The sequence below is a fragment of the Ramlibacter sp. genome, assembly GCF_029866045.1.
Classification (GTDB): domain Bacteria; phylum Pseudomonadota; class Gammaproteobacteria; order Burkholderiales; family Burkholderiaceae_C; genus Ramlibacter.
The window spans coordinates 18221-32036 of the sequence record NZ_JARXAB010000171.1; the positions used below are offsets into that span (position 1 = coordinate 18221).

A 13816-nucleotide genomic window follows, 5' to 3' on the forward strand; every position below is an offset into this window, starting at 1 on the left:
GAGGCTCAGGCGCTAGCGGCCTGCCGCTTAAGTGCCGCATCGCGAATGGCGGACAAGGTCCCGCGAGTCGTCAGGGCTTCCGGGTCGATGACGACATCGATCACGGTGCCTTCTCGCCGAGCGAGTGCGGCCAAAAACGCGGCTTCAAATTGATCTGTCTTTTCGACGCGCTCCCCGGCATAGCCATACGCCCTGGCTAAAGCAGCAAAGTCGGGATTGACGAGCCTCGTAGCTGTTTCATGCGTTGGGAATTCGCGCTCCTGATGCATGCGGATGGTGCCGAGCATGCCGTTGTTCACAATGACCACAATGGTTTTGCCTCCGTACTGCGCCGCAGTGGCAAGTTCTTGTCCGTTCATCATGAAGTCACCATCGCCGGCCAAGGTGAAGGCACTTCGCCCGGTCACCAAGCTGGCTGCAACCGCCGACGGCACGCCGTACCCCATGGCGCCCGAGACGGGCGCCAACTGCGTTTTGACGCCCTTGACCAGCCCGTGGTAGCGGTGATATCGATGCAGCCAGGTGGCAAAGTTACCTGCGCCATTCGTGAGCACAGCGTCGGCTGGCAAGTGCTTGCTGATCAGGGCGAGCACCTGATGCATATCTACCTGTCCCGGCAAGCTGTGTCTCTCAAAGTTCGCCTCGTATTCCTTGTGTGCTTCCCGCGTCGATTCCAGCCACGTGCAGCTTGGAGATGCCTGAATGGCTTCCAAGGCCGTACAGGCGGCATCGACAGTCGCTAAGATCGGCAGATCCGCCTGATAGACCCGGTTAAGTTCTTCAGCGCCTGGGTAAATATGAATTAGTTTCTGGTGGGGCCTAGCCACTTCCAGCAGGCTGTATCCGCTGGTCATCATCTCCCCGAGCCGCGCACCGAGGGCGATTACAAGATCGCTATCGCGAATCCGCTGGGCGAGTTTGGGGTTTATGGCGATGCCGGCATCCCCCGCGTACTGAGGATGGTGGTTGTCGAAGACATCTTGGCAGCGAAAGTCATTAACGACCGGCAGGGACCAGTTTTCAGCGAAGCGCTGCAAGGCCTTCGCACTCGCAACCGACCACCCGGAGCCGCCTGCGATAACCAAGGGCCGTTTCGCGGCCACCAGCAATTCACGCAAGCGCGACAGGTCGTTTGCCGTGATCGCGGCGGCAACAGGGCTTACCCGCGGAAGCGGTCGGCTGCTCACCATTTGCGTGAGCATGTCCTCGGGCAACACCAAGACCACCGGCCCTGCGCGGCCGTTCATGGCGGTAGCGAAGGCGCGGGCGATGTATTCGGGCAAACGCTCGGGCGAATCGATACGCTCCACACGTTTTGCCATACCCCCCGTTGTGGGACCAAAAAAGGTTCGAAAGTCGAGCTCCTGGAAGGCCTCTCGATCGCGAAAATCGCTACCCACATCACCGACAAAAAGCACCATCGGCGTGCTGTCTTGGTAGGCGGTATGAATACCGATTGATGCGTTGGTGGCGCCGGGTCCCCGCGTGACAAAGCAAACGCCAGGGCGTCCTGTGAGCTTTCCTGCCGCCTCCGCCATAAAGGAGGCGCCTCCCTCATGACGCGCCGTGATGAAGCGGATTCGGTCACGGTAGGCGTGGAAGCCATCCAGCACCGCCAGAAAGCTTTCGCCGGGAACACCAAAGGCATGGGTGACCCCTTGCGCCGCTAGACACTCCACCAGCAGGTGGCCCGCGATCTGGCGATTTGTCGTTTCCACGTGCTCAGGGCCTCACCAACTTCGCGCCAGGCCAGAGCGAGTGGTGAGCCCGCGCGTACTGGGGTGGCAGATCGATCTTGACCCCGAGCTTTTCTGCGGCATGCCAACCCCACCGAGGATCGTCGAGAAAAGCCCGTGCCATCGCGATTTGATCCGCCTGCCCCGAGCCGATCACCTGCTCTGCTTGCAAGGGCTCAGCGATCAAGCCCACACAGCGCACGGCCATCTTGGTTACCACCTTTTTCACGGCAGCGGCAAACGCGACTTGGTAGCCCGGCGCAATTTTTATGGGCGCCGTCAAGATCAAGCCCCCAGAGGTCACGCACACATAGTCCGTACCCAGGGCTTCCAGCTCGCGCGCAAATACAGCGCAGTCGGCCTCCTGGATCCCATCAGGCATCCAGTCCGTCGCGGTGATGCGGGCGCCGAGTGCGTGTGTACGCGGCACGATCGCGCGAAGTTCGGCGATCACTTCAAGCGGTAGGCGCATGCGATTTTCCCGAGATCCACCGTATTGGTCGCTGCGGTAGTTGGTTAGCGGCGACATGAACTGATGAATCAAGTAGCCATGGGCCGCATGCAATTCAATGACCTGGACGCCGGCTGCGAGGGCACGCCGCGTTGCGTCAACGCAGTCCCGCTTGAACTGAGCAATATCCGCAAGGGTCATCTCCTTGGGCGTGGGCCAACCCTCAGCCAGAGGGATGGGCGAGGGCGCCACCGCTGTCCAGGCCTGATCGGGTGTCAAAGGCTTGCCGCCTTGCCAAGGAATTTGTGTCGGTCCCTTGCGACCTGCATGGCCGATCTGGATGCCGAAGCTTATATTGCCGGCAGCCTTGCGCGCGCCAGTCAGAACGTCTGCCAGCGAGCGACCGTGTTCGTCACTCCACAGGCCCGTGCACCCTTCGCAGATACGACCGTCGGCGCTCACGTTGGTGGCCTCAATCATCACCAGGGCCGCACCTGACATGGCCAGCGAGGACAGGTGCTGCAAATGCCAAGTTGAAAAAAGACCGTCCTGCGCCGAGTACTGGCACATGGGCGAAACGGCAATCCGATTGGAAAGCGTCAGCCCACCAAGTTGCAGAGGCGAAAAAAGCTGAGACATCAAATACTCCGGGAGTTGAGTTGCTAATGGGGGCGTATGACGGCAGCCGAACGGATCTGGTCTAGCCAGCTTTGCATCGCAGCGTTGACGGCTCGTGGTGATTCCAGCATCACGGTGTGACCGCTGTCAGCGACTTCGTGGACCGCTTGAATGCCGCTCGACTCGACCATCTTGTGTTGCTGGGTCGGGGGGACCAGTGCATCTTGTGTGGGGATCACCGCCAGTGTGGGGCATCGGAGACTTCTCACCGCTTGGCTGCAGTCACTCCGGGTTCGGATCGCTTCTTGTTCGGCGCAGAAAGCTTCGACGGAGTGCCGCTCCATCATGGCGAACAATGCCTGCTTGTGGATGTTGCTAGCCAAATAGTTGGCGCTTGCGAGCTTGGGCAGAAAAATGGGCGCTATCGCGGCCATCCCTTCGCGCCGCGCCTGCTGGGCCCAGCCCGCACGAACATCGGCCATGGCCGGGGGGTCCGTGCCGGCCTGCGTCGACATCAAGGCCAGCCCCAAGATACGCTCCGGTGCCTGTCGGGCCATTTCTTGCGCCACGTAGCCGCCCAACGAAAAACCGGCCACGGCAACCTTGCCGAGATACCGATCCAGTAGAGCCCTTGCCATCGCCTCTGTCGATTCGTGCTCACCCAAGTCCGCGACATCGGTCGCAAGGTGGTGTTGTCTCGCAAAGTGCGCCAACTGAGGCTCCCAGACGGTCCGATCGCATGCGAGCCCCGGGATCATCAGCAGTTGGATGCTGACTTGGGTCATGACTCGATCGGCCCGCGATGCGCCCCGTTTCGTAGCTGATCGATTACCACAGCTGCCAGTAGCAGTGCGCCGTTGGCGATGATTTGGTAGAAGCTGGGGACCGAGGTAAGCACCATGCCATTATTGAGGACACCGATGATGAGGACGCCCAGCAAGGTGCGTAAGACTGAGCCTTCGCCTCCGTGCAGGCTTGTGCCACCCAGCAAAACGGCGGTGATCACCATGAGCTCGTATCCCATCCCACTGCCTGGGATCGCTGTGCCGGACTGACCGATCAACAGAACGCCGGCCAGGCCCGCTGAGACGCCGCTGGCGACAAATAGACCAAAACGCAATTGAAGTACTGGCAAGCCGCTGATCCAAGCTGCTTTCGGGCTTGCCCCCAAAGCGTAGATGCTGCGTCCGGTCTTGAAGTGCGCCGAGAAGAACCAAACCACAGCGAAAATCACCGCGAAAATCCAGACGGAGACGGTCAGGCCTAAGAATCGTGCAGAGCCCAAGGCGAGCAGCGCTGAGGACTCCACCAAGAGGCTTTGTCCATCTTTAATCAGGTAAGCCAGACCGCGAAAGACCGCAAGACTTCCGACCGTGACGATGATCGGATTGATCCGCAGGCCGGCGATCAATACTCCATTGAGTGCTCCACACAAGGCACCCGTCACGAGACCCACCGCTACTCCAACCGGCCACGGCCAATGCCATTGTTCGACGGTAAGCGCGGTCAGCATTCCGCACAAGGCCACCATCGACCCCAGCGACAGATCGAGCCCTCGGCTGACAATGAGTAAAGTGGATACCGCAGCCATGCAGCCAATGACCGAGACCGACAATAGGACGTTTGATAGATTGGCTGTGGTCAGGAAGTACGGCGAATAAATAGAAAAGCCGACAGCCAATGCCACGAGCACAAGGATCAAGCCCGTGTCTTGTGACAAGAGACGTTGCTTACCGTGTGTTGCCCCGGGGTGGTCTTGTGGAGGAACAGCTTCTTGGGTCATTGCGGTGTCTCGAACTTCTTGCGGGTCATGTTGGCGGTGGGATTAAAGCGCAGCGGTCATCAAGCTCGCCTCGGTAATGTCGGGGCGTTGCAATTGGCTCACCGCGCGCCCGTTTCGCATCACGATTACTCGGTCGGCCAGGCTGGCGATTTCTCCGGGATCGCTGGAGGCCAGAATGCAATAACCACCACGGTCAGCGTGTTGCCGAAGTGCGGCGTAGATCTCCGGGCGTGCGCCCACATCGACGCCGCGCGTAGGCTCCTCCACCAGTAAGCCGCTAAGCGGCAACTCAGACCACTTGGAAATCGCGATCTTTTGCTGGTTGCCGCCAGACAGTTGGGCGACCTTCTGACCCGAATCCGCGCACTTGACCCGATAACGCGCAATCACGCGCTCGGCCAAATCGCGTACTGCGCGCCATTCGACGCGGCCGGCGCGTCCCAGCGACTTCCAGTTCGGCATCGCGATGTTCTCCATCACGGACAGGGAGAGTGCCAAGCCACTGACTTTCCGGTCGATCGGTACAAAGCCCAGACCAGCATCGATGGCCTCGCGCGGGCTCCGCGGCAGCGTGCTGCGCGTTCCCATCGATAGCGAACTCACGGTAGCTGCTCGCACGCCAGCCAATGCCGGCGCGACACAGGCCTGGCCGGCCCCCAGCAGCCCGAAAAATCCGAGGACCTCGCCTGCCTTGGCTTGGAAAGACAGATCTTGCAACTCGGAGTCGCAGGCCAGATGTTCTACTTTCAGCAGAACCTCCCCCGCCACAGGAGCGCCGCTGCTGGTCACGGTTTCCAACTCGCGGCCAATGATGTGCCGCACCAGCGTCGATCGATCCAGCTGGTCCCGCGTGCACTCGGCCACCTTGCGTCCATCGCGCAACACGATAGCGCGGTCGGCAATCTGCAATACCTCGTCCAAGCGGTGTGTCACGTAAATGATGGTCATGCCTACATCACGCAGCCGCACGACCGTCTCGAGCAGGCGCTTGACCTCCGCAGGCGGCAGTGCCGCTGTCGGTTCGTCCAGGATCAAAATCTTTCCGCCGCGAATCAACGCGCGGGTGATTTCAACGAGCTGCTGGTCACTCACTCCGAGCTGCGAGACGGGAAGATCCGCAGCGAATTTCGCGCCGGTTTGCTGCAGCGCCTGCTGCGCCTCTTTCCGCAGGCGGGGCCAGTCCACTCGCCCCGCCGCGAGCGGCAAGCGCCCCATAAAGAGGTTCTCTTCGACCGACAGGGCGGGAGCGAGTTCGAGTTCCTGATGGACCGTTTGAATTCCTAGCGCCTGTGAGCCCACCACGGAGCCTGGCTCCAAGGCAATATCGTCGATAAGGATGCGTCCGGTATCCTGGGTGTACAAGCCCGAGAGAATTTTGATCAACGTGGACTTACCAGCTCCGTTCTCACCGAGCAAGGCGCAAATTTCCCCGGGCAGAAACGCCATCGTCACATCATCCAGGGCTCGAACGCCAGCAAAGCGTTTCGAGACCCCGATCACCTCCAGCGTCACGCTTACCGCTCCGGGTAATGCTGGTTGATGTTGCTCGCCGTGATCAGGAGCTGTTTGCTGGGGCGAATCGTATCGGGCAGCGTCTCCTTGGCGCCCATTCGGGCGGCAAGGGCCAGCAGCTCCGTACCCCAAGACTCGGGGAAGAAAGAGAAGGTGCCGAAGAAGCCACCGTTGGGCTTGCGAATCTCCGGGAACACCACGGTCTCGCCACCGGTCGAGGCGATCAACACATCGGCTTCGCGGTTGGCGTTTCGAGCTGCCGTCAGTGCGGCCAGGCTCATGCCGTCGACGTGCGACCAGACGATCACTTTGCGGCCCGGGAATTTGGTGAGGAAGTCCGTCATCACGGCGCGCGAATTGATTGGATCACCCTTTGTGGATTGCTCCTCCACCCGGATGCCGGGGAAGACTTCCTCAAATCCTTTGCGTGCTGCAGCGGCCCGCTCCAGGATCACGGGGCCTGCCTCAGGCCAGCTGAGCACTAGGGCGACGGGCGTCTGGCCAGGCCAGCGCCTTTTCGCTTCTTCAGACAGCGGCTTGGAGCCGCCATAGCCCGCCAAGGGGTTGTCCACTGCAAAGAGCGGCGCGTTACCAATACGTTGTTGCACGGCGATGACCGGAACGCCCGCTTCCGCCATGATGCGTGCCACCTGCGGGTTGGCCGTGGGCGTGAAGCTGTACTCGATGAAGACATCGGGCTTCTGCAGGGCGACGGTACGTGCAATCTCCACCGTCCGAGCGCCATCTTGTTTGTTGTCGAAAAAGCTCACGTCCATGTCGGTGCGGGCGCGCGCCGCCGCCTGTACCCCTCGCAATACAGAGGCTCCAAAAGAGGCTTCGTCATTGAAGTTTGCAAACGCGACTTTAAGTTTTCGGCCCTGCGCAAAAGCAGGCAAAGTCGAAGCGGCTGCCGCGGCGGCAGATCCGGCCAAGAGGGTGCGTCGTTTCATGGCTGTCTCCTTGTGTGTTTTGAAATGAACTTACTTTTTTTCCGAAATGACCAAGTGCCCGTCAGTGCTGATCTCCCAGCCCCGAGATTTCGCATCCGCAATCAATTTTTCGCCCCAGCGAAGTCGACCTGCATCGGTGCCGCCCAAAATGGTGAGTAGGTGTGCCGTGTTGCTGCCCACGTTGGTGAAGGCACGCAAGATTCCGACAGGCACAGAGATGAAGTCGAACTGCTCCAGCACCACACTGTTCTCGCCTTGTTCGCCCCACAGGATCTTGAAGGTGCCGTCCATGGGCATGAAAACTTCGACGGTGGTGTGTGAGTGCAAGCCGCCGCCTGTGCCGGGCTCGCACTTGGCTATTGCGACGTTGAATCCCTCGGGGTCCTTGATTTCAGCCGTCGCGTCCTTGTTTTCTTGAACCCCTCGCCCGATGACGTTGAAGATCTCGCGCTTGTATTCTGGCAAGGCGTTGTCTAGGTAAGAGACCCCGTGCGGCTTGAATTTCTTGAAGCGTGCGACCCGTCGGCTTTCCATGTACTCGACGCTGTACTCGGGTGTTTTTTCACTCATGGCTGGCATCTCTCAGAAGGTTAAAACTCGCACTAGTGACGGATGACGGAGGGCCCGGTCTGGTGCTTACGGCGGTATTCACCGGGCGTCTGTCCAATCGCTTGTTTGAAGCGGCGTGAAAAGTAACCGATGTCATCGAAGCCGCAGCTGTGTGCGATTTCTGAAATCCGTGTGTCGGTTAGAACCAAGAGCTCCTTGGATCGGCCAAGCCGGATCTCGTTTTGCAGCTCGCCGAGCGTCTTGCCCGTCACGCGCCGCACTCGTGCCGCCAAGCAACTAGGAGACAAATTCATGAACTGTGCCGCCTCCTCGGTCGTCACCCTTTGATGAATTCGGCCACGCAGGAAATCGAGGAGCTCGTCGATACGCTCGTTCTTACCGGAGGCGTTCGCCCCCTGCGCCAAGCTGTCCAAGACGGAAGTCTCGTAGGCTTTGAGAATCTCCAGAAGAAACAGGCTTAGTCGCGCCCGGGCGATGGAGGTTACGCCGACCCCTTGTGCCGTCGAGTATCCAGACAACTGCATGGCCTGCTCGAAGATCCGTTGCTGGAGGTCACCATCGGACTCGAATTCAATATGGGCTTGCGCTGCAAAGAGCATCAACTCAGGAGCGGCTTCAAGCGACGCCGGCGAAGCCCAGCTATGGATAGCCGAGGTAGGAAACTGCGGGTGCAGAAAGTCCAACTGAAACCCGATGGTGAGGGTGGTGCTGGGCTCCAAAATCTGTGCGCGATGCGGCACGCCAGGGGCGATGAAAAAGACGCAGCCTTGGTCGCCGGGCAAAAGGCGGTCACCGATAAACTGGCGCAGGCTGCCTGACGTGATCAAGTTAATCGTGAAGTAGTCTTTTTTCTCCTGCTCGGTCGTGCCGGCAAGGTGGCGCTCTGACTTCACGAAGAAGGTCGGCATCGGTTTGACGCCGCCAGAAACAACAGCTTCGTCCATCAGATTCGTCCTAGTCCAAAAATAGGCACTGCGATAGCCTCAAGAGAAGGTCTACACCGTTGAAAGATGATACGGAGGGTTTCTCGCTATCAACAGTAGAAATCGCTTGTTCGCTGGGATGTTTTCGAAAGCGAGGGTTTCCTCTAGGTTTGATCACGCGCAGCCCGGGCCCCAGCGCTTTACGGGTCTCAAGCGAGACGCCAGAAAGCGTCGTTTGCAACAGGCGCCTGCGGCGGGGGCGTCCCGGCTAAAATTTGGCGCCTTCTGGCCTCAGCTCTCGCGCCGGCGGCCAATGTCTCCCACTCTCCCCTTTGGACCTGAACCATGCCACTCGTTTCCATGCGCGAACTCCTGGACCACGCAGCCGAAAACGGCTACGGCATCCCGGCCTTCAACGTCAACAACCTTGAGCAGGTGCAGGCCGTGATGGAAGCGGCCAAGGAAACCGGCGCGCCGGTGATCCTGCAGGCCAGCGCGGGCGCACGCAAGTACGCTGGCGAGGCCTTCATCAAGCACCTGATTTCGGCTGCCATCGAGGCCTACCCGAGCATTCCGCTGGTGATGCACCAGGACCACGGCCAGAATCCCGACGTTTGCCAGGGTGCCATCGATCTGGGCTTCTCGTCGGTCATGATGGACGGCTCTCTCGAGGCCGACGGCAAGACCATCGCCAGCTATGACTACAACGTCGACGTCACCCGCAAGGTGGTGGACATGGCCCACCAGCTGGGCGTCACCGTCGAGGGCGAGCTCGGCTGCCTGGGCAGCCTGGAAACCATGAAGGGCGACAAGGAAGACGGCCACGGCACTGACGCCACCATGACCCGCGAGCAGCTGCTCACCGACCCCGAGCAGGCGGCTGACTTCGTCAAGCGCACCCAACTCGATGCCCTGGCCATTGCCATCGGTACCAGCCACGGCGCGTACAAGTTCACCCGCAAGCCCACCGGCGACATTCTGGCCATCGACCGCATCAAGGAAATCCACCGCCGCATCCCCAACACCCACCTAGTGATGCATGGTTCGTCCAGCGTGCCCCAGGAGCTACTGGCCATCATCCGCCAGTACGGCGGCCAGATGAAAGAGACCTATGGCGTGCCGGTCGAGGAAATCCAGCATGCCATCAAGTTCGGCGTGCGCAAGGTCAACATCGACACCGACATTCGCCTCGCCATGACCGGCGCGGTGCGCAAGTTCCTGCACGAGAACCCCGAGAAATTCGACGCCCGCGAGTGGCTCAAGCCCGCCCGTGAGGCCGCCAAGCAGGTTTGCAAGCAGCGCTACCTTGAGTTCGGCTGCGAGGGCCAGGCCGGCAAGATCAAAGGGCACAGTCTGCAGGTCGTGGCGCAGAAGTACGCCCAGGGCGATCTGGCCCAAGTGGTCCACTGAGCCAGGGCCTCTGCGCCCCCGAGCGCGCCCCTTGCGATAATCCCGCGGCCCGTTGCCAGACGGGCCGTTTCTTTTTCGGGATGCCCATGACCTCCTCCCTGCACACCTCCGCCCTGACCTCCCTGCCCCTGCTTGCACGCGGGAAGGTGCGAGACAACTATGCCGTCGGCGAGGACCGCATCCTGATGGTGGCGACCGACCGCCTGTCGGCCTTCGACGTGATCATGGGCGAGCCGATTCCCGGCAAGGGCGAGTTGCTCACGCAGATGGCGCTGTTCTGGTTTGGCAAGCTCGGTCACCTGTGCCCCAACCACCTCACCGGCGAGCTTCCCGAGAGCGTGGTCGCTTCCGGCGAGACAGGCCAGGTGCTCGGTCGCTCGATGCTGGTCAAGCGCCTCAAGCCCATCCCGGTGGAGGCGGTGGTGCGCGGCTACCTGGCTGGCAGCGGCTGGAAGGAGTACCAGGAGAACCAGAGCGTGTGCGGTGTGATGCTGCCCGCAGGCCTGAGCAACGCTGCCAAGCTGCCCGAGCCCATCTACACACCGGCGGCCAAGGCGGCGGTGGGCGAGCACGACGAAAACATCACCTTCGAGCGCACCGTGGCAATGATCGGCCCGTCATTGGCCGCCCAGATCCGCGACCTCAGCATCGCGATCTACAAGGAGGCGGCGGCCATCGCGCTCACCAAGGGCCTGATCATTGCCGACACCAAGTTCGAATTCGGCCTCGACGGTGAGGGACGGCTGGTGCTCATGGACGAGGTGCTCACCCCCGACTCCTCGCGCTATTGGCCGGTGGAAGGCTACGAGGCGGCTTTCCGCCAGGGCGAGAACCCGCCGAGCTACGACAAGCAGTTCGTGCGCGACTGGCTCGAGCAGGCGCGCATCAACGGCAAGCCTTGGGACAAGACCCCGCCGTCGCCGCGCTTGCCGCAAGAAGTCATCACCCGAACGGCCGCCAAGTACCGCGAGGCGCTGGAGCGGCTGACCGGCTGAGGCTGAGCGGGCCAGCCATTCGGTCTCCAGCCCTGTCAAGTTTCGCGACGGATGACATGACAACCGGCGAGATTTAGGTTTCGATGGCGCCTTTCAGGAGGAATGCCATGTTCAAGGTCAATGAGGGGAGCGTCGGCGCGCCCCTGGGGCAAGTGGGTGCCGCGACAGGCGTCACGACAGGTGGAGCGGCAGACGATGAGGCGATCGATGCGCGCGCGTTCTACGAAGAGGCGCTGGCGCGGGATGCGGCCTTACAGGCCGGAGGACCGGTCCTCGAGTGGAGTACCTTCGAAGCCTGGGTCCGCTCGCGTCTGGCCGAGCGGCTCGGCAGCCTCCCCCCGTCCCTGATGCCGGGTGTGTGACCCGTTTGTTTGTTTCGCTTGTCGCTTATTGCTTTCGCCGTTAGCTCAACACCACGCTCGACAGGCGCCGGCGGTAGCTCGCCACCACCGGGTCGTCCGGCGGAATCTGGCCCTCGGCCACCTTGGGCTTGGGCGGCTCGATCAGGTCCAGGATGGCGATATAGGTCTTGCGCGCCAGGTCTTCGTTCCAGGCCTTGTCGCGCATCAGGATCTCGAGCAATTCGTCAAGTGCCTGGGTGTACTGGTGCGCAGCCATCAGCAGGCGTGCGCGGTCGAAGCGGGCCTCGAAGTCGCGCCGGTTGGCGGCAATGCGCGCGTCGCAGGCCGCCACGGCCTGCGGCAGGGGAGGCTGGCTGGTCGCGAACTCGCTGGCCGCAAACACGCGCTGCAGAGAGTCGAGGCGGCGCACCCCGGCCGCCCGGGCGATGGCCGGCGCGAAGGCCACCTTGGCCTCGTCGTCGAGCCCGGCCATCCACAGTGCGCGCACATAGTCGAAGCGGGCGTCGTCGTCTTCGGGTTTGGACTCGGCCGCCTGGCGCAGGGCGTCAAGCGCGTCCGCGCTGCCGGGCTCGCCCAGCGGCAGCTCGTCGACTTCCTCCTCGGCTTCCAGCTCCGCTGGCGGCAGGTGTTTGTCGAGGAACTCACGAATCTGCCCCTCGGGCAAAGCCCCCATGAAGCCGTCCACCGGCTGCCCGTTCTTGAGCAGGATGCAGGTTGGGATGCTACGGATGCCGAAGGCCCCCGCGAGCTGCTGCTCTTGGTCGGAGTCGATCTTGACCAGCTTGAAGCGGCCGGCATAGGCCACCTCGAGCTTTTCCAGCAGGGGCCCGATGACCTTGCAGGGGCCACACCAGGGCGCCCAGAAGTCCACCAGCACCGGCACGGTCTGGGAGGCGGCAATGACCTCGGTTTCAAAGTTTTCGATGGTGACGTCAATCATTGGGGCGCTTCCGTGTGCGGTCTTAAAATCAGTCCCTTTTTCCACAGAGACGGAAAACAGGCATGAGCTCGGTTCAAGTTGGCGTGGTGATGGGGTCTGGCAGCGATTGGGACACACTGCAGCACGCGGTGTCGATTCTCCAGGAATTCGGCGTCCCCCATGAGGCGAAGGTCGTCTCGGCGCATCGCATGCCCGACGAAATGTTTGCCTACGCCGAAGCCGCCGCCGGCCGTGGCCTGCAGGCGATCATCGCCGGTGCCGGCGGCGCCGCCCACCTGCCGGGCATGCTGGCGGCCAAGACCACGGTGCCCGTACTCGGTGTGCCGGTGGCCAGCCGCCACCTGCAGGGCGTCGACTCTCTTCACAGCATCGTGCAGATGCCCAAGGGCATTCCGGTCGCCACTTTCGCCATCGGCAGCGCCGGTGCAGCCAACGCGGCCCTGTTTGCCGTCGCTCTGCTGGCCAACCACGACCCGGCCCTGCGTGCCCGGCTGGAAGACTTCCGCCGCCGGCAAACCGAGGCGGCCCGGGCCACCACCTTGCCGCCGGCGGGCGCCTGAAGCGCCGGCCCCCTCACCCCATGAGCCAACATCCACCTGCGGCCCTTCTGCCCGGTGCCACCCTCGGCGTGATGGGCGGCGGCCAGCTCGGACGCATGTTCGTCCACGCCGCGCAGCGCCTGGGCTACTTCACCGCGGTGCTGGACCCGGACGCCACCAGCCCTGCCGGCCGGGTGAGTCACCATCACCTGCACGCTGACTACCTGGACACGGCGGCACTGGCCGAACTGGTGCGTCTGGCCGACGCCATCACCACCGAGTTCGAGAACGTGCCGGCTCAGGCCCTGGCCCAGCTGGCGGCCCACCGGCCAGTTGCCCCTGGCGGCGAGGCGGTGGCCATCGCCCAGGACCGGGCCCTTGAAAAGGCCCACTTCACCCGCTGCGGCGTGCCCTGCGCGCCCCATGCTCTGATCGAGAGCCCCGAGCAACTCGCTGCGGTGGGCGATGCCTTGCTGCCCGGCATCCTCAAAACCGCCCGCTTGGGTTATGACGGCAAGGGCCAAGCCCGGGTCGCCAACCGCACTGAATTGTTGGCCGCATGGCAGGCCATGCAAAGCGGCAATCCCCCCCATGCCACGGTGTGTGTGCTGGAAAAAATGCTGCCCCTGGCCGCCGAATGCTCGGTGGTGTTGGCCCGTGGCCAAGACGGCCAGATGGTGCATTTGCCGGTTCAAGCCAACCTGCACCGCGACGGTATTTTGGCGGTGACCGAGGTGGGCGACGGCGCTCTTGACCCTGCACTGGCCTCGCAAGCACTGGCCGCAGCGCGCGAAGTGGCCCAAGGCCTGGATTACGTGGGCGTGTTGTGTGTGGAGTTTTTTGTGCTGCAGCCCGTCGCACCCGGCGGCCAGCCCAGTTTGGTGGTCAACGAAATCGCGCCGCGCCCGCACAACAGCGGGCACCACAGCATCGACAGTAGCGATGTGTCGCAGTTTGATTTGCAGGTGCGCTGCATGGCGGGCTTGCCTTTGGTGCCGCCCCGCGCCCATAGCGCGGCGGTGATGCT

The 13816-nt window shown here is 62.2% G+C and carries 14 protein-coding genes; 5 read left to right on the top strand and 9 right to left on the bottom strand.

Going from position 1 to position 13816, the window contains the following annotated elements; genetic code table 11:
- Positions 1 to 5: 5 nt before the first annotated feature.
- From QE494_RS16880 to QE494_RS16915, 8 genes are read right to left on the bottom strand one after another with little or no spacing between them, the layout of a single operon-like run.
- Entirely contained in the window at positions 6 to 1718 is a 1713-nt protein-coding gene (locus tag QE494_RS16880; RefSeq protein WP_300045257.1) for a thiamine pyrophosphate-binding protein, read from the bottom strand.
- Positions 1719 to 1722: 4 nt separating this feature from the next.
- On the bottom strand, positions 1723 to 2826 hold the full coding sequence (locus QE494_RS16885; RefSeq protein ID WP_300045258.1) for an NADH:flavin oxidoreductase/NADH oxidase: 1104 nt from the start codon (positions 2824 to 2826) through the stop codon (positions 1723 to 1725).
- A gap of 23 nt (positions 2827 to 2849) precedes the next feature.
- Positions 2850 to 3590 (bottom strand): alpha/beta fold hydrolase, encoded by a 741-nt coding sequence (locus tag QE494_RS16890; protein ID WP_300045260.1) that lies wholly within the window; start codon positions 3588 to 3590, stop codon positions 2850 to 2852.
- Positions 3587 to 4588: an ABC transporter permease gene (locus tag QE494_RS16895; RefSeq protein ID WP_300045262.1), complete on the bottom strand. Its 1002-nt coding sequence runs from the start codon at positions 4586 to 4588 to the stop codon at positions 3587 to 3589. Before QE494_RS16895 ends, QE494_RS16890 begins: the two co-directional genes overlap by 4 nt.
- 42 nt (positions 4589 to 4630) lie before the next feature.
- Positions 4631 to 6100, bottom strand: a complete 1470-nt coding sequence (locus QE494_RS16900) for a sugar ABC transporter ATP-binding protein (protein WP_300045264.1) — start codon at positions 6098 to 6100, stop codon at positions 4631 to 4633.
- Positions 6101 to 6102: 2 nt separating this feature from the next.
- The gene (locus tag QE494_RS16905; RefSeq protein ID WP_300045266.1) at positions 6103 to 7050 is read right to left on the bottom strand and encodes a substrate-binding domain-containing protein; all 948 of its coding nucleotides are present in this window, start codon (positions 7048 to 7050) and stop codon (positions 6103 to 6105) included.
- Between the two features lie 30 nt (positions 7051 to 7080).
- Positions 7081 to 7620, bottom strand: a complete 540-nt coding sequence (locus QE494_RS16910) for a cupin domain-containing protein (protein ID WP_300045268.1) — start codon at positions 7618 to 7620, stop codon at positions 7081 to 7083.
- Between the two features lie 32 nt (positions 7621 to 7652).
- Positions 7653 to 8564: an AraC family transcriptional regulator gene (locus QE494_RS16915; RefSeq protein WP_300045270.1), complete on the bottom strand. Its 912-nt coding sequence runs from the start codon at positions 8562 to 8564 to the stop codon at positions 7653 to 7655.
- Positions 8565 to 8888: 324 nt separating this feature from the next.
- Between QE494_RS16915 and fba the strand changes: the two genes are divergently transcribed.
- The 3 genes from fba (at position 8889) to QE494_RS16930 (ending at position 11310) form a co-directional block, all read left to right on the top strand.
- Positions 8889 to 9953, top strand: a complete 1065-nt coding sequence (fba, locus tag QE494_RS16920; protein ID WP_300045272.1) for a class II fructose-bisphosphate aldolase — start codon at positions 8889 to 8891, stop codon at positions 9951 to 9953.
- 86 nt (positions 9954 to 10039) lie between these two features.
- A complete protein-coding gene (locus QE494_RS16925) occupies positions 10040 to 10948 on the top strand; it encodes a phosphoribosylaminoimidazolesuccinocarboxamide synthase (protein ID WP_300045274.1) in 909 nt (302 codons plus the stop codon).
- 107 nt (positions 10949 to 11055) lie between these two features.
- The gene (locus tag QE494_RS16930; protein ID WP_300045277.1) at positions 11056 to 11310 is read left to right on the top strand and encodes a hypothetical protein; all 255 of its coding nucleotides are present in this window, start codon (positions 11056 to 11058) and stop codon (positions 11308 to 11310) included.
- 40 nt (positions 11311 to 11350) lie between these two features.
- Here QE494_RS16930 and trxA read toward each other — a convergent pair whose 3' ends face one another.
- A complete protein-coding gene (trxA, locus tag QE494_RS16935) occupies positions 11351 to 12250 on the bottom strand; it encodes a thioredoxin (protein WP_300045279.1) in 900 nt (299 codons plus the stop codon).
- Positions 12251 to 12312: 62 nt separating this feature from the next.
- On the opposite strand from trxA, the gene purE reads away from it, so the two are divergent.
- Positions 12313 to 12810, top strand: coding sequence for a 5-(carboxyamino)imidazole ribonucleotide mutase (purE, locus tag QE494_RS16940; RefSeq protein WP_300045281.1), 498 nt, complete (start codon positions 12313 to 12315; stop codon positions 12808 to 12810).
- A gap of 20 nt (positions 12811 to 12830) precedes the next feature.
- Positions 12831 to 13816 (top strand): 5-(carboxyamino)imidazole ribonucleotide synthase (locus tag QE494_RS16945; protein ID WP_300045285.1); only part of this gene is annotated, 986 nt, incomplete at its 3' end.